The following is a 15,289-nucleotide window of genomic DNA, read 5'->3' as shown; positions in this document are numbered from 1 at the left end:
GCGCTCAGCGCCCGGGCGCCGCCTCGGAGACGGGCGCCTGCTCCGCCACGACGACCGCCGGGCGCGAGCGCCGACGGCTCAGCGCGACGCCCACCAGGCAGACCACGCCACCGGCGAGCGCGAGCGGCGCGGGCACCTCGCCGAAGGCGACCCAGCCGAGCACCACGGCGATCGGCGGCACGACGTAGGTGCTGATCCCAAGGCGGCTGGCCGGGACGCGGCCGAGCGCATAGGCCCAGGTCGTGAAGGCGAGAGCCGTCGGCACGACGCCGAGGTACACGATGCCCACCAGCGCGGCGGGCGGCGCATCTCCCGCGGCGATGCCCTCGACGCCGGAGACCAGCTGCCCGGCGAAGGGCGTCGTCACGACGGCGCCGATCAGGCAGCCGAGCAGGGTGACCTGGATGCCCGGCAGCCGTCGCAGCGTCGGCTTCTGCGTGAGCACGCCCGCGGCGTAGGTGACGGCCGCGACCAGGCACCACAGCATCCCGCTCAGGTCGCCGAAGTGCGCCCCGCTGCCGATGCCGATCAGCACGATGCCGGCGAAGGCGACGACGAAGCCGATCGCGAGCCAGCGGGAGATGCCCTCGTGGAAGATGAGGCCGCCGCCGAGCGCGATGAGGATGGGGCCGACGTTGACGATCATCGCGGTCGTGCCGGCGTCGAGCGTGGTCTCGGCCGTGTTGAGGGCGACGTTGTAGAGGCCGAACCAGAGCACGCCGTAACCGGCGAGCAGCGCCCACTCGCGCCCGGTGGGGCGCACCCAGCGCCGCGAGAACGCGAGCAGCACGGCGAGCGTGACGGCGCCGACCAGCAGTCGGCCGAAGGCGAGGCCGCCGGGGTGGATGTGCGGGGCCACGCCGCGGATCACGAGGAACGCGCTCGCCCACGCGAGCACCGTGAAGATGATCGCGCCGCCGAGCAGCAGCTTCTCGCGGCGCATACCGGCTGAGGAGGGGACGTCGTTCGTGCTCACAGCAGAACGCTAGGGAGAGCCGACGACATCCGAAGACGCAGAAGCGCCATCCGCGCGCGGTCTCCTGCCAGACTCGGGCCATGGGCATCCCCTTCGCCGGTTCGCCCCGCTCGAGCGTCGGCATCGAGTGGGAGCTGCAGTGCATTGATCGCGCGACCGGCGACCTTTCCGGGGCCGCCCCCGCGATCCTCGCGGCGCTCGACAGCGACGACTCCGCCTTCCCGCACGCCACGGGCGAGTTCCTGACGAACACGGTCGAGCTGGTCAGCGGTCCGCACGCCCGGGTCGCGGATGCGGTGGCCGATCTGGCGGGCGAGTCACGTGCCGCGCTCGACGCCGCCCGCGCGCTCGACGTCGAGCTGATGTGCTCGGGCACGCATCCCTTCGCGCTGTGGCAGCACCAGGAGGTCACGCCCGGCAAGGAGCGCTACCAGACGCTCATCGACCGCACGCAGTACTGGGGCCGCCAGCTGCTGATCTGGGGCGTGCACATGCACGTCGGCGTCGACCGCCGCGAGCGCGTGCTGCCGATCCTCAACGCCCTGCTCACCTACTACCCGCACTTCCAGGCACTGTCGGCATCCAGCCCCTTCTGGACGGGCATCGACACTGGCTACGCCTCGAACCGCGCGCTCATGTTCCAGCAGCTGCCGACCGCGGGGCTCCCGCCGCAGCTCGGTGCCTGGGAGGAGTACGAGCGCATCGTCGCCGAGCTCACCCATGTCGGGGTGATCGACGACCACTCCGAGCTGCGCTGGGATCTGCGGCCCTCGCCGAAGTGGGGCACGATCGAGATCCGCTTCTGCGACGGGCTGTCGACCCTGCGCGAGGTGGGCGCGCTGACGGCGCTCGCCCAGTGCCTGATCGAGGAGGCGGAGCAGACGCTCGACGCGGGCGGCGACCTCGAGTCGATGCCCCCGTGGTTCGTGCGCGAGAACAAGTGGCGCGGGGCGCGCTACGGCCTGGATGCGATCGTCATCGTGAATCGCGCGGGCGACGAGCGGCTCGTGACCGAGCACCTGGCCGAGACCCTCGAGCGGCTCGCGCCGATCGCCGAGCGTCTCGACTGCGCCGGCGAGCTGGCGGATGTGCAGCTCATCCTGGATCGCGGCGCCAGCTACCAGCGCCAGCGCCGCATCGCCGAGGCGCACGGCGGCGACACCCGCGCGGTGGTCGCGGCGCTCGTCGCGGAGTTCGCGACGGGCGAGCCCTCGACGGTCTGACGCCGAGGGCTCACCTCAGCACGAGGCGGCGACCGGCCGGGTCAGCCGTTCAGCTCGTCGCGCCAGCGCACCCAGTCGCGCACCTGCTCGAGCGGGTAGTCGGGGCCGCCGATGCCGATCGTGAACAGGGTCACGCCCGCCTCGTGCAGCTGGTCGGCGAGGCCGAGGTCCTTCTGGCGCTGCTCGTTCGAGAGCTCGATCTCGTCGAAGTCGCGACCCTCCTTGGCGCACCACTCCTTGAGCACGCCGATCTTGTGCTGCAGGGTCTCGGGGTCGGCGAAGCTGTGCCAGATGTCGGCGTGCTTCGCGACCAGGCGCAGGGTCTTCTTCTCGCCGCCGCCGCCGATCAGCACCGGGATCTCGCGGGTCGGCGCGGGGTTGAGCTTCGCCCAGCGGGCCTCGATGCGCGGCAGCGACTCGGCGAGGGCGTCGAGGCGCGAGCCGACGGTGCCGAATTCGTAGCCGTATTCGTCGTAGTCCTTCTCGAACCAGCCCGAGCCGGTGCCGAAGATGAAACGGCCGGTGCCGTTCTTGGCGCTGATGTGGTCGATCGTGCGGGCCATGTCGGCCTGCAGGTCGGCGTTGCGGTACGAGTTGCAGTTGACGAGCGCGCCCAGCTCGACGCGTTCGGTCTGCTCGGCGATCGCGGCGAGCATCGTCCACGACTCGTAGTGCAGGCCCTCGGGCTCGCCGCTCAGCGGATAGAAGTGGTCCCAGTTGAAGACGATGTCGACGCCGAGGTCCTCGAGGGCGCGCACGGTGTCGCGGATGTCGGGGTAGAGCGCGTGCTGCGGCTGAACCTGCACGCCGATGCGAACGGGGCGGTTGGTGGTCATGGCCACACGCTAGCGAGGGGATGCGCGGCACCGCTGGGCGGGCCGGGCATCCCCTCGCAGGAATGGCGCGATCAGCAGCCGATCAGGTGGTGACGATGTGCATCACGGTGATGATCGGCCCCGAGAACTTGTCGCCGAAAGCCGACGAGAGCGGGTTGCTGGCGGCGCTGGTCGCGACGATCCAGCTCTCCTTGTCCTTCGTGTAGAAGGTGCTGTTCTCGTCGGAGGTCAGCACCGTGAAGCCGGCGGTCTCGATCGCCGCGCTGATGCCGGCGGCCGCGTCGGCCTCGCCGGGCACGAAGGCCATGACCGAGGTGCCGGCGCCGGTGTCGACGGTGAGGATGCAGGCCTCGGCGACGAGCGCCGGGTCGCCGGGGAAGGCGAGGTCGTCGACGGTGCCCTCGGCCGTGGTGGTCGAGGAGTCGGTCTGCGACTTCAGCGCCGTCGTGATCGACGCGGGGCAGCCGCCCGAGGCGGCGGTGTCGTCGGCGGCGGGGCTGGCGTCGTCCTTCGACGAGCTCGAGTCGGACTTCGAGGAGCCGGAGTCGTCGGCCGACGAGCCGCCCCCGATCGAGCAGCCGGCGAGCGCGATGGCCGCGGCGAGGAGGGTGGGGACGAGCAGGAGGCGGGAGCGGGAGCGCACGGAGCTGTTCTCTTTCGGGCGGAGGGATGCTGTGAATCGCCGATGAGGACGCACCGGCGAGCTGAGACTACCTCACCCCGACACCTGTCGGGTTCCGTGGCATCCCGGACTCCCCCCGGTTCACCCCTCAGAGCAGGTCGCCTCGGCCCCGGGCCGAGGCGCCCGCGGCGCGCTCAGCGGCCGAGGAACTTGCCCAGCGCCGCCAGGTCGTCGTCGCTCGGCTGCCCGTTCGCGCCGCCCGCGCCCCCGGCACCGGCTCCGCCGCCGAGGCCGAAGCCCGAGCCGCCCGCGGTCGTGGGGCCGGTCGGCTTGCCCGAGGCGATCGCCGCGTTCTCGGCCGCGCGCTTCGCCGGATTGCCGCTCTTCGAGCCGCCCTTCTTCTTGGCCTGGGCGGCCTTCTTCGCCGAGGCGCGGCCGCCGCCCATGCCTGGGATGGGCCCCATGCCGGGCACCTGCGGCATCCCGCCCTTGGCGACGGTCTTCATCATCTTCGAGGCCTGCTCGAAGCGCTGCATGAGCGCGTTGACCTCGGTGACGGTCGTGCCCGATCCCTTGGCGATGCGCAGGCGGCGCGAGCCGTTGAGCAGCTTGGGCTGCTGGCGCTCCTTCAGCGTCATCGACTGGATGATCGCCTCGGTGCGGGTGATCTCGCGCTCGTCGAAGTTGTCGAGCTGCTCGCGCATGCCGCGCGCGCCCGGCAGCATGCCGAGCATCCCCTTCAGCGAGCCCATGTTCTTGAGCTGCTGCATCTGCTTGAGGAAGTCGTCGAGCGTGAAGCTGTCGGTCGCGAACTTCTCGGCGACCTCGCGCGCCTGCTCCTCGTCGAAGGCCTGCTGGGCCTGCTCGATGAGGCTGAGGATGTCACCGAGGTCGAGGATGCGGCTCGCCATGCGGTCGGGGTGGAAGGGCTCGAAGTCGTCGAGTCCCTCCCCCGTCGAGGCGAACATGATCGGTCGGCCGGTGATCGAGGCGACCGAGAGGGCGGCGCCACCGCGGGCGTCGCCGTCGAGCTTCGACAGCACGACGCCGGTGAAGTCGACGCCCTCCTGGAAGGCGCGCGCGGTCGTCACCGCATCCTGTCCGATCATCGCGTCGATGACGAACAGCACCTCGTCGGGGTCGACGGCCTTGCGGATGTCGGAGGCCTGCTTCATGAGCTCGGCGTCGATGCCGAGGCGGCCGGCGGTGTCGACGATCACGGTGTCGAACTGGCGGCGCCGCGCCTCGGCGACGCCGTCGCGGGCGACCGTCACCGGGTCGCCGACGCCGTTGCCCGGCTCGGGCGCCCAGACCGGCACGCCGGCCTGCTCGCCGACGACCTGCAGCTGGGTCACGGCGTTGGGGCGCTGCAGGTCGCTCGCGACCAGCAGGGGCGTGTGCCCCTCCTTCTTGAGGTGCTTCGCGAGCTTGCCGGCGAGCGTCGTCTTTCCGGCGCCCTGCAGGCCGGCGAGCATGATCACGGTCGGCGGCTGCTTCGCGAACTCGAGGCGGCGCTGCTGCCCGCCGAGCACGCCCACGAGCTCCTCGTTGACGATCTGCACGACCTGCTGCGCCGGGTTGAGCGCCTTGTTGACCTCGTCGCCGAGGGCGCGCTCGCGCACCGTGCCGGTGAACTGCTTCACGACCTCGAGCGCGACGTCGGCGTCGAGCAGCGCGCGGCGGATCTCGCGCACGGTGCCGTCGACGTCGGCGGGCGTGAGCTTGCCCTTGGTGCGCAGGTTGCGGAAGGTCGCGGTGAGGCGATCGGAGAGGGAGGCGAAAGCGGCCATGATCCGCCGATTCTACGCGGGGCGGATGATGGCGCCGGGCGCGCGCGGCATCGCCCGCTCCAGGAGCGGCATCGCCCGCCCTAGGCTCGGCCCATGGCGCTGATCCTGCCCTTCGAGGGCGACACCCCCGAGATCCACCCGACCGCATTCGTCGCCCCGAACGCCACGATCATCGGCCGCGTGCGCATCGCCGCGCACGCGAGCGTCTGGTACGGCACCGTGCTGCGGGGCGACCTGGAGTGGATCGACCTCGGCGAGGGCAGCAACATCCAGGACAACTCGGTCGTGCACACCGATCTCGGCAACCCGACCGTGATCGGCGCGGGCGTCGGCATCGGGCACGCGGCGATCATCCACGGCACGACCATCGGCGACGGCGCCCTGGTCGGCATGGGCTCGCGGCTGCTCAGCGGGTCGAAGCTCGGCGCGCGGGCACTGCTCGCCGCCGGCGCGGTGCTGCTGGAAGGACACGAGGTGCCCGACGACCACATCGCCGCGGGCGTGCCGGCCAAGGTGCGCGGCGAGATCACCGACGAGGGGATGCGCGACCGCATCGCCCGCAACGCCGTGCAGTACCGCGGACTGGCCGACGTGCATCGCGGCCTCAGCGCGATCGAGTCGTGAGCCCGATCGAGGGCTGAGGCCGTGAGGTCCGGCGACGGGACGTCGCCGTCGGAGCGGGGTCAGGCGCGCGCCGGTGTGAGTCCGCGGCGGGTGCGGCGCGACCGCACGGCGCCGCCGACGGCCGCGTCGAGCGCGATCGTGCCGGGGCCGGCCACGGCGAGCGCGGCGCCGATCACGGTCAGCACGAGCACGTACTCGAAGCCGCCGTCCTGCGCGAAGAATCCGGAGCCCGCGTGCACGAGCGCCCACGCGACGATCATGTCGATCGCGAGCAGGGCGCCGACGACGCGAGTGGCGAGGCCGAGGATCAGCAGCACGCCGCCGCCGATCTCGAGGGCGATCACGGCGGGGCCCGCGATCTCGGCCAGCGGGACGCCCATCTGGGCGAAGCCCTCGGAGGTTCCCTGGATGCCCTGGGTGGCGAGCTTCTGCCAGCCGTGGGCGATGAAGACCACGCCGAGCACGACGCGGAGCAGGAGCAGGGCGATCGACGCAGGAGCTGTTCTCATGCCTCGACGCTGACACTCGATGCACGCGCATGGATCGCGCGCGGGCCTCTTCTCCGGCCCCTCCCGGGCGCTTGCCAGCCCCGGGTGGGCGTTTCGCCCCACCGGATGTACCCCGTTCGGGGGTCTCGAACCCCGGATGCCGTCGGCATCGCGGGAGACGCGGGTCGCGCATCCGGAACCGTCGCGAAGCCCCGCCGAGCCCCGCCCTGCTGAGCCGACGATCGGGCGGCAGGGCCAGCCCCGACGACGGCCTCGGCGCGCGAGCCTAGAGTGCGACGGAGCCTCGAGATGCGCCAGGCTCTTCCCTCCGAACGGATCCACCGCAGTGCCCCACGACGATCTCGACCGCCTCGACTGGATGATGCGCCGCGCCGAGCAGCGCGATCCCGGCTCCGCCGCCGACCACGGCGACGACCCGGCGGAGCCCGGGCGCCGGCGCCGGCGTCGCCGGCGGCAGGTGATCGGCGCAGTCGTCGCGATCGCGGTGATCGCGGCGCTCGTCGGCGGCTACGTCTCGGCCGCGCTGAACGCCCCGCTCGCCCTGCCGAAGGGCGTCGTGACCGCGCCGAAGCCCGAGCCGGGCGGCGCCGTGGCGTGGCCGGCGGTGCGCGGCGAGTTCGCGGTGTCGGTCAGCGGCGCCGACGAGTTCCTCGGCCCCGACGCGGCCGGCGTCTTCCAGGCCGGCGGCGGCGACGCAGCGAAGCCGATGGCGAGCATCAGCAAGCTCGTCACGGCGCTCGTCGTGCTCGACCGCAAGCCGCTCGGCAGCTCGGGGACGGGTCCGACGATCACCTTCGACAAGGCCGCGCACGACCTCTACGACAAGTACTACCTGCTGAACGCGACGATCGCGCCGATGCCGACCGGAACGCAGATGAGCGAGCACGACGCGATCGAGACCATGCTGGTCGCCTCGGCGTCGAACTACGCCGAGGCCGTCTCGACCTGGGCGTTCGGATCGCAGTCGGCGTTCCTGTCGGCGGCCCGCTCGTGGCTGAAGAAGCAGGGGCTGAACGCGACGACGTTCTCGGAGCCGACGGGCCTGGACGCACGCAACACGAGCACTCCGAGCGACCTGATCGCCCTCGGCCGCCTGGTCAAGGCGGATGCGGCGCTCACGGCGATCGTCGCCAAGACGGGTCTCGATTTCGCCCCGGTGCAGGGTTTCTCGAATACGAATCCGCTGCTCGGGGTCGACGGGGTCGACGGCATCAAGACGGGCACGCTGGAGGACTACGGCACGAACCTGCTGTTCTCGGCCACCGTGCCGGTGACGGGCGTCGACCAGCCGCTCACGGTGATCGGCGTCGTGCTCGGCAGCAATCGCGATCAGATCGTCGCCGATGTGCGCGACTGGCTCGGGGCGCTGCAGGCGGGGTTCCACTCGGTGCCGCTCGCGGCGAAGGGCGAGGTCGTCGGCAGCTACCGCACGGCCTGGGGCGCGAAGGCCGAGATGGTGCTCGACGGCGGCGCGAACATCGTGACGTGGTCGGATGCTCCGATCACGGCGAAACTGACGACGACCGCCCTGAAGACGGGCCGCGACGGCGAGAAGGTCGGCACCGTCACCTACACGGCGGGAGCGCGCTCGGAGACGGTTCCGGTGGTGCTGCAGGGCGGCATCCGCCAGCCCGATGCCTGGTGGCGGCTGAGCCACCCGGGCGAGGTGCTCGGCTGGTAGCCGGTCGGCGCCGCGGGCCGGCGCGTCTCAGTCGCCCGGACCCGTGAACTGGCTCAGCGTGAACTCGGCGCCCCAGGGGTCGCGGATGCGCGCGGCGAGCGTCCACACGCCATCCTCGCGCGACACGACCGTGCCGCCGAGCCGCTCGGCCACGGCGGCGCTCGCGTCGCGGTCGGCGACCGAGAACGCGACGTGCCACTGCGGCGTCTCGCCGGGCGCGCTCGGCTCGGCCTGCGCGACGACGTCGGCGAACCCGGGCGGCGCGTCGGCCTGACGCACGCGGATGTCGGGGTCGACCGTCGCCTGGAGGTGGTCGCCGTAGCCGCGCACGCCGATCATGGCTCCCGCATCCGGACCCATGTCGGACACCTGCCAGCCGAACAGCTCGCGGTAGAACGGCAGCACCGCGGCCGGGTCGGCGACGTGCAGGTAGCTGAAGTTCCAGCTGCCGGCGGCGTTGTTGATCTGCGAGCCGAGTCGGCGGCGCGCCTGCCAGAGCCGGAACACCGCGCCGCCGGGGTCGCGCACGGTCGCGTAGCGGCCGCCCGGGCCAGCGTCGACGGGCTGCTCGACGATCTCGCCGCCGAGCTCCGCGGCGCGCGCGGCCATCGCGTCGGCGTCGTCGACGGCGATGTAGGTCGTCCACGTGGCGTCGGCGTCGTCGGCGCCGGCATCCGCGGCCGGCGCGATCGCCGCCGCATCCTTGCGCTCGCCGTCGCCGCCGACCGCCTGGGCGATCAGGTAGCTGCCGGGCGCTCCCGGCGGCATCGCCTCGACGAAGGTCCAGTCGAGCAGCTCGCCGTAGAAGCGGGCGGCCGCCTCGGGGTCGGGCTGCTCGGTGTCGATCCAGCAGGGCACGCCCTGCGGGTAGGTGTGCGGGTTCTCGTTCGTTCCCTCGGCCATGCGGGCAGAGTAGGTCGGGCCGCCGACACGGCGCGGCTCTCGCGGGCGACCCTCAGCCGACGAGCTGCTGGGCGAAGACGTGCGGCGTGAAGCCCGTCAGGTCCCCGATGCCCTCGCCCTGCCCGATGAGCTTGATCGGGATGCCCGTCTTCTCCTGCACGGCCAGCACGAAGCCGCCCTTGGCCGAGCCGTCGAGCTTGGTGAGCACGAGCCCGGTGACGCCGGCGTGCTGGATGAACGCCTCGGCCTGGGCGAGTCCGTTCTGCCCGGTCGTGGCGTCGAGCACGAGCAGAACCTCGCTGATGGGCGCCTGCTTCTCGATCACGCGGCGCACCTTCGACAGCTCGTCCATCAGCCCGCTCTTGGTCTGCAGGCGGCCGGCCGTGTCGACCAGCACCATCTCGATGCCCTGGCTCTTGGCCAGCTCGACGGTCTGGAAGGCGACCGACGCCGGATCCTGGCCCGCCTGCTGCGGGCGCACGACGGTCGCGCCGGCGCGTTCGGCCCAGGTCGCGAGCTGCTCGACGGCGGCGGCGCGGAAGGTGTCGGCGGCGCCGACCACGACGGTGCGGCCGGCGTTGACGAGGAAGCGGGCGAACTTGCCGATCGTGGTGGTCTTGCCGACGCCGTTGACGCCGACGACGAGCACGACCGCGGGGCGCTCGCTGAGCTTGAGCGTCGGGTCGAGGCGGGCGAGACGCTCTTCGATCGTCTCCCGCAGCATCCGCTGCAGGTCCTTCGGGTCGGTCGTGCGATAGCGGTCGACCTTCGCGTGGAGCTCGTCGACGATCTGCTCGGTGAGATCGGGGCCGAAGTCGGCGCCGATCAGCGCATCCTCGAGGTCCTCCCACGTGGTCGCGTCGATCGTGGGCTTGGCGAACATGCCGCGCAGCGCGCCGCCGAGAGACCAGGAAGCCATGCGCCGAGCCTACGGCGTGGGCGGTGCTCGCCGTTCCCTAGGCTGACCGGATGCCGTTCCGCCTCATCCTGCCCGCGTCACGACAGCGGCTGGCGACGCCGGCGATGAGCGGCGACGTCGAGGCGCTGCGCAAGGACTACGGCCGTGCATCCCGGCTGCTGATCGAGGTCGGGCTGACCCTGGTGGCGGTGCTGGGCGCGCTGGTGCTGGCGGCCGGACTCACCGGGGCTACCTCGGGCCTCGCCTGGGTCGGGGTGGCGACCGCCGTCGTCGGCGCCCTGCTGTTCGGCGGCGCGGTCGCGGGGCTCGTGCCCTTCGCCCGCAGCGGCAGCGTGCTGAGCCGGGCGCTCGCGCGCGCGCTGCAGGACCGGCATGGCGGGCGGCGGCAGCGCGGCGCCGGAGATGCCCTCAGCGCTCGCCTGCACGTCTTCGAGCCCTACCTGTTCTGGCGGATCGCGGTCGCCGCCCTGGCGCTGCTCGGCGCGATCATGTTCCTCAGCATCGGCGGTCGCGCGCTGGCGACCGACGCGGTCGGGACCGGAGTCGGGATGCTCGCGGCGGGTGCTCTGCTCGCGATCGAGGGGGTCGTGCTGTTCATCGCGACGACCCGCATCAACGTGGCGCACTCACTGCGCGACCCCATCCAGCACCGCCTCCTCGGCCGCCCCGGCGAGTGATCACCGGATCCTGGCGGCGCTGCGGGGGCTGACAGATCCGAGCACCCCTCGTTAGGGTGACATCGTGAGCGATGCACGACTCTGGTCCGGCGACCCCGACGAGATCGTCGCGCAGGTGGAACGCCAGGTGCTCGCCGCGCAGGCGCGCTCCGACGCGGCGACCCGGCTGGTGACCGAGATCGAGAGCATCGAAGCCGCGGGATCGTCGTCGGGCGGCGAGGTCACCGTGCGGGTCGACTCCTCGGGTCGACTGCAGGGCGTGGCCATCACCGCGGAGAGCCTGCGATCGGGGCCCGAGCAGCTCGAGAAGCTCGTGCTCGAGGCCTCGGCAGCCGCGCAGAAGCGGGCCGCTCGTGCCGCCGTGCGGCTCACGGAGTCGTCGATCGGCGGCGGTCTCGTCGATCAGCTGCGGGGTCAGTACGAGAGCCGCCTGGGCGACCTCGGCGAGCCCGACGAGGATGACGGAAGCACCCCTCGCGCGGCGCCGGAGGCAGGGCTCCGGTGAGCGAGCAGATCAGCATCGACGCCGAAACGCTGCTCGCGCAGGCGCGCGATTCCGAGCGCGCGGCCGAAGCGATCGCGCACGCGCGCGGCGCCGTCGGCTCGATGGACCTCGGAGGCGGGGCCTTCGGCATCATGTGCGCCTTCCTGGTGCCGATCGCGCAGAGCGTGACCGCGATGGCCGACCGCACCCTGGTCGAGGCGCAGTCGATGCTCGAGCGGGAGGCGGAGGCCCTGCGCGCCACCGTCGACGACTTCGATCGGCTCGAAGCCGGGGCGGTCGAGGGTCTGCGCGCGCTGGGTGCGGGGATGTCGGACTCGTGAGCGACGCCCCGGAGCTCGTCGCGGCGCCCGTCGAGATGAGCACACCGCTGACGGGTCTCGGCGTCGTCGAAGACGGCGAGACGGTCGCGCACGCGATCCAGAACGGCGACTGGGTCGAGGGCGGGATCGGCGCCTTCTCGATGGCGCTCGATGCCGCGGCGCTGGCGATCGATCCGATCGGCTCGCTCATCTCCTACGGCCTGAGCTGGGTGCTCGAGCACCTGGAGCCGCTCAAGGGGTGGATGAACGACCTGACCGGCGACGCGGGCGAAGTCGCCGGCTTCGCCCAGACCTGGCAGAACGTCGCCGCCTACCTGCAGCAGACCGGAGTCGAGCTGCAGGACTCGCTCGCGAAGGCCTCCAATCTGGCGGGCGCGACGATGAACGCCTATCGGGCGAGCCGCGCCGACGCGGCGACGGCGATCGCCGCCTCCGCCGACTGGGCCACCGCCATCGGAACCGGCATGCAGATCGCCTCGACGATCGTGAAGGCCGTTCACGACATCACCCGCGAGGCTCTCGCGGGCATCGTCGGCAGCGTGATCAGCGCCGCGATCACCACCGCGGCGACCTTCGGCGTGGGGGCGCCGGCGGCGGTCGCGCAGGTGACGGCGCGGGTGAGCGCCCTCGCCGCGAAGGTCGGGCGGTTCGTGACGGCGCTGGTGCGCAGCATCGGAAAGCTGTCGGGGCTGGCGAAGCAGCTCATCGAGGTCTTCGAGCGGGCGGCGGCAGCGTTCGCGAAGTTCATCCCGAACCGCGCCGGGGGTGCGCCGGTGCGGGCGACGCCCACGCCGGTGCGCAGCTTCTGGCAGAGCCACCCCTTCACGCGCGGGCTCGAGATCGAGGCGGAGCTGGGTGGCAACCTGCCGAGGTCGTTCCCGACGATCGACAGGTTCGACGCGGCGACCGAGACGGTGACCAGCATCAAGAGCATCGACCTGAAAGCGAAGACCTACGCCGTCGACGGCAATCTCGAGCGCCGGCTGACGGAGTACATCGACAAGGTGGGCGGTTTCAACGGCGCACGATTCGACGGCACCCGGATCGACGTCGACGACATCTCGCACCGCGCGCTCGAGGTCGCGATCCCGCCGGGCGAGACGGCGAGCCAGGCGGCGGTGTTCGCGAGGATGGCGGAGTACGCGGCGGGGAAGGTGCCCCCGGTGACCCTCATTAAGATCGAGATGCCATGAAACGCCAGCTCGCCAGCGTCGATCGCCGCCCCGACGGCGAGTACGTCGTCATGACCGAGTCCCGGGCCGGCGGCCCGTGGGTGCTCGACGGACCGATCACCCGTCTGCCGGCCGGGTCCGGCGCCGAGGCCCTGGGCGCCGCCGTGATCGCGGCGATGCACCGCTCGCGCGACGATCTGCCGCCGCTGACGCGGGATTCGACGCCGGCGAAGCCGCTTCTCGACGAGTTCGGCTTCGACGATTACGCGCAGTACATCCGCGGACTGCGCTCGGTGTCGGTGTTCATCGTCACCGAGGGAACGCCAGGGCTCATCAAGGTCACGCCCGAGCAGAACGGCGGCACGGCGGCCGGGATGACCCCGCTGCTGGAGCACCGAGTGGAGTTCATGCTCGACGACGCGGCGCAGGTCGGCACCGCCGTGCTCGCCGCGTTCGAGCACACGAGCTGATCATCCCCTCCGAATCCGGATCCGCTCGGCATGATCTCGCGCACCCGCCCGCCTGCAGTGACGGAATGATCCCCGACGCCGACGACGCCGCAGGGCGCGCTGCACGCCGCGCCGGCACCGCGCCGGTGCCGCGCCGGGTCGAGGCGGTCGTGGAGGCCGCCGAGCGGCACGCGGGCGCACCGGCCGATGCGCTCGCGGCGATCCGGCTGCTGCATCGCGGGCTCGGGATGCGGCGGGTGCTGCTCGGCGCCGTCGCCCTGGCGCTCAGCATCGCGACTCTGCTGCTCAGCGCGATCTCGGGCGTCGCCGGCGCACTCGCGCTGCAGCTGCTCCCCGCGCTGCTCCTGGCGCTGCTGGCCTGGTCGAACGCGCGCATGGTCCGCGCCTGGGAGTGGTGGATGCGCCGCTACGGCTCACTGCGCGGCCTCGGCGCCGACGACCCCGACGCCGCGCGGCTGTTCGCCTTCGAGCCCTTCGTGTTCTGGCGGGCCGTGGGCGGGATCGTGTGCGTCGTGCTGGGCCTCACCGGCGCGGCGAGCGCAGCCGTGGCCGTGCGGGATCCCGCGCTCGGCGCCGCCTTCGCCGTGTTCGGCATCCCGCTGCTCATCGCGGGGATCGTGCAGCTGCGGGCGCTCGCGCGCATCGTGGCGGTGCGGCTCGCGGCGGGCCGCACCGAGCGTTGACGAGCGCGAGCGCCGAGAGCCCCGTTCACGCGCCTCCCGGCAACCGTTCACCGCGCATCCGGGAGAATGGGGTGACTTGAAGGAGACATCCACGTGATCGCACTCGTCCGCCACGGAGAGACCGACTGGAACGCCGCCCACCGCATGCAGGGCTCGAGCGACATCCCCCTCAACGACACCGGGCGTCAGCAGGCCCGCGACGCGGCCGAGCTCTTCGTCGCCGAGCGCGCCGCCGGCGAGCACGACTGGGCCGCCGTCGTCAGCTCGAGCGCGATCCGCGCCCGCGAGACCGGCGAGATCATCGCCGCGCGCCTCGAGGTGCCGTTCGTGCGCACCTACCCGCAGTGGTTCGAGCAGCACTTCGGCGACGCGGAGGGCGTCGCGGTCGAGGAGGCCCTGCGCCGCTGGCCGAACCGCGACCCGAAGGGCCGCGAGAGCGACGCCCTGCTGAAGGTGCGGGCGCTGGGCGCGCTGGAGCAGGTCGCCGACGACTTCGCCGGACAGGACGTGATCGTCGCCGCGCACGGCACGATCATCCGCACCGTGCTGATGGAGCTCAGCGGCCAGGAGCTCGGGTTCCTGCCCAACGCCTCGGCGTCGCGACTGAGCGCCGGCGAGAACGGCTGGGTCGTGCACACCTTCGGCGGCGAGCCGCTGGTGGTCGAGCTCGAGGTCGAGTCGGCGTGACGACGCTCGCGCTGATCCGCCACGGTCAGACCGACTGGAACCTGCAGGGTCTGCTGCAGGGCTCGAGCGACACCCCGCTCAACGCGACCGGCCGCGGTCAGGCCCAGGATGCGGTGGCGGTGCTGCGCGACGCGGGCGTCGCCTGGTCGGTCGTGGTCAGCTCGCCGCTCGCCCGCGCGCGGGTGACGGCCGAGATCGTGGCCGAAGAGCTCGGCGTGCCGCTCGGCGGAACCTACGACGAGCTGATCGAGCGCGACTACGGCGTGCTCGAGGGCGTGACCGAGAGCGAGGTCGAGCGCCTGTGGCCGGGCAAGAGCGAGCCGAGCGTCGAGACCCTCGACTCGGTCGTCGAGCGCGGCCACCGCGCGCTGGCCCGCATCGGCGCCGACCACCCGGGGCAGGACGTCATCGTCGTCTGCCACGGCACGATCATCCGCTACACGCTCTCGGACATCGTGGGCTACAAGGTCGACACGATCGAGAACGCGACGGTGTCGCTCGTCGAGATCGGCGACGACGCGCGCAGCGCCGACCGGCCCAGCGCCGCGACCGTGCTCACCGTCAACGGCGCCGCCGTCGAGGTGGCCTCCTGACCGACGCCGCACCGACGACCCGCCCGGGTTCGCTTCCCCGCTCGGCCCCGGCCGCGCAGGGAGTCGACCCGAGCGCGATCGCCGCGCTGGCATCCGCCC

Annotated in this window: 18 protein-coding genes; 11 read left to right on the top strand and 7 right to left on the bottom strand. The window is 72.4% G+C overall.

All coding sequences use genetic code 11. The features are described from left to right. Positions 1 to 4: 4 nt before the first annotated feature. Complete coding sequence (locus FJ658_RS08695; RefSeq protein ID WP_255447642.1) at positions 5 to 976, bottom strand: DMT family transporter; 972 nt, start codon at positions 974 to 976, stop codon at positions 5 to 7. A gap of 80 nt (positions 977 to 1,056) precedes the next feature. Between FJ658_RS08695 and FJ658_RS08690 the strand changes: the two genes are divergently transcribed. Beyond that, positions 1,057 to 2,199, top strand: coding sequence for a glutamate--cysteine ligase (locus FJ658_RS08690; RefSeq protein WP_141144993.1), 1,143 nt, complete (start codon positions 1,057 to 1,059; stop codon positions 2,197 to 2,199). Positions 2,200 to 2,240: 41 nt separating this feature from the next. Here FJ658_RS08690 and FJ658_RS08685 read toward each other — a convergent pair whose 3' ends face one another. From FJ658_RS08685 to ffh, 3 genes are all read right to left on the bottom strand, one after another. Further along, the gene (locus FJ658_RS08685) at positions 2,241 to 3,035 is read right to left on the bottom strand and encodes an LLM class F420-dependent oxidoreductase (RefSeq protein ID WP_141144992.1); all 795 of its coding nucleotides are present in this window, start codon (positions 3,033 to 3,035) and stop codon (positions 2,241 to 2,243) included. 82 nt (positions 3,036 to 3,117) lie between these two features. Continuing rightward, entirely contained in the window at positions 3,118 to 3,678 is a 561-nt protein-coding gene (locus FJ658_RS08680) for a hypothetical protein (RefSeq protein WP_141144991.1), read from the bottom strand. Between the two features lie 173 nt (positions 3,679 to 3,851). Continuing rightward, positions 3,852 to 5,447: a signal recognition particle protein gene (gene ffh / locus FJ658_RS08675; protein WP_141144990.1), complete on the bottom strand. Its 1,596-nt coding sequence runs from the start codon at positions 5,445 to 5,447 to the stop codon at positions 3,852 to 3,854. Positions 5,448 to 5,540: 93 nt separating this feature from the next. Between ffh and FJ658_RS08670 the strand changes: the two genes are divergently transcribed. After that, positions 5,541 to 6,071 (top strand): gamma carbonic anhydrase family protein, encoded by a 531-nt coding sequence (locus tag FJ658_RS08670; RefSeq protein WP_141144989.1) that lies wholly within the window; start codon positions 5,541 to 5,543, stop codon positions 6,069 to 6,071. A gap of 59 nt (positions 6,072 to 6,130) precedes the next feature. On the opposite strand, the gene FJ658_RS08665 is transcribed toward FJ658_RS08670, so the two are convergent. Continuing rightward, positions 6,131 to 6,580 (bottom strand): DoxX family protein, encoded by a 450-nt coding sequence (locus FJ658_RS08665; protein ID WP_141144988.1) that lies wholly within the window; start codon positions 6,578 to 6,580, stop codon positions 6,131 to 6,133. 325 nt (positions 6,581 to 6,905) lie between these two features. Here FJ658_RS08665 and FJ658_RS08660 point away from each other — a divergent pair, with 325 nt between their 5' ends. Continuing rightward, complete coding sequence (locus FJ658_RS08660) at positions 6,906 to 8,261, top strand: D-alanyl-D-alanine carboxypeptidase family protein (RefSeq protein ID WP_141144987.1); 1,356 nt, start codon at positions 6,906 to 6,908, stop codon at positions 8,259 to 8,261. 27 nt (positions 8,262 to 8,288) lie between these two features. Here the strand turns inward: FJ658_RS08660 and FJ658_RS08655 are convergent, their stop codons facing one another. Together FJ658_RS08655 and ftsY are read right to left on the bottom strand one after the other, a co-directional pair. Further along, positions 8,289 to 9,164: a VOC family protein gene (locus FJ658_RS08655; protein ID WP_141144986.1), complete on the bottom strand. Its 876-nt coding sequence runs from the start codon at positions 9,162 to 9,164 to the stop codon at positions 8,289 to 8,291. Positions 9,165 to 9,216: 52 nt separating this feature from the next. Next, a complete protein-coding gene (ftsY, locus tag FJ658_RS08650) occupies positions 9,217 to 10,083 on the bottom strand; it encodes a signal recognition particle-docking protein FtsY (RefSeq protein ID WP_141144985.1) in 867 nt (288 codons plus the stop codon). 50 nt (positions 10,084 to 10,133) lie between these two features. On the opposite strand from ftsY, the gene FJ658_RS08645 reads away from it, so the two are divergent. The 8 genes from FJ658_RS08645 to FJ658_RS08610 all read left to right on the top strand — a co-directional run bounded on the left by FJ658_RS08645 (position 10,134) and on the right by FJ658_RS08610 (position 15,190). Then, positions 10,134 to 10,760, top strand: coding sequence for a hypothetical protein (locus FJ658_RS08645; protein WP_141144984.1), 627 nt, complete (start codon positions 10,134 to 10,136; stop codon positions 10,758 to 10,760). Positions 10,761 to 10,824: 64 nt separating this feature from the next. Further along, complete coding sequence (locus FJ658_RS08640; RefSeq protein ID WP_181408391.1) at positions 10,825 to 11,265, top strand: YbaB/EbfC family nucleoid-associated protein; 441 nt, start codon at positions 10,825 to 10,827, stop codon at positions 11,263 to 11,265. Next, on the top strand, positions 11,262 to 11,585 hold the full coding sequence (locus tag FJ658_RS08635; protein WP_141144982.1) for a hypothetical protein: 324 nt from the start codon (positions 11,262 to 11,264) through the stop codon (positions 11,583 to 11,585). Before FJ658_RS08640 ends, FJ658_RS08635 begins: the two co-directional genes overlap by 4 nt. Continuing rightward, positions 11,582 to 12,778 carry a hypothetical protein gene (locus FJ658_RS08630; protein WP_141144981.1) on the top strand — a complete coding sequence of 399 codons (1,197 nt, stop codon included), beginning with the start codon at positions 11,582 to 11,584 and terminating at the stop codon, positions 12,776 to 12,778. The genes FJ658_RS08635 and FJ658_RS08630 overlap by 4 nt, the downstream gene beginning before the upstream one ends. Continuing rightward, positions 12,775 to 13,227: a hypothetical protein gene (locus FJ658_RS08625; RefSeq protein ID WP_141144980.1), complete on the top strand. Its 453-nt coding sequence runs from the start codon at positions 12,775 to 12,777 to the stop codon at positions 13,225 to 13,227. The genes FJ658_RS08630 and FJ658_RS08625 overlap by 4 nt, the downstream gene beginning before the upstream one ends. Before the next feature lie 65 nt (positions 13,228 to 13,292). Beyond that, entirely contained in the window at positions 13,293 to 13,910 is a 618-nt protein-coding gene (locus tag FJ658_RS08620) for a hypothetical protein (RefSeq protein WP_141144979.1), read from the top strand. A gap of 93 nt (positions 13,911 to 14,003) precedes the next feature. Continuing rightward, on the top strand, positions 14,004 to 14,597 hold the full coding sequence (locus FJ658_RS08615; RefSeq protein ID WP_181408390.1) for a histidine phosphatase family protein: 594 nt from the start codon (positions 14,004 to 14,006) through the stop codon (positions 14,595 to 14,597). Beyond that, positions 14,594 to 15,190 (top strand): histidine phosphatase family protein, encoded by a 597-nt coding sequence (locus FJ658_RS08610; RefSeq protein WP_141144977.1) that lies wholly within the window; start codon positions 14,594 to 14,596, stop codon positions 15,188 to 15,190. The genes FJ658_RS08615 and FJ658_RS08610 overlap by 4 nt, the downstream gene beginning before the upstream one ends. Positions 15,191 to 15,289 lie beyond the last annotated feature (99 nt).

It is taken from the genome of Schumannella sp. 10F1B-5-1 (genome assembly GCF_006517535.1).
GTDB lineage: Bacteria > Actinomycetota > Actinomycetes > Actinomycetales > Microbacteriaceae > Schumannella.
This window is presented reverse-complemented; position numbering and strand designations above follow the sequence as displayed.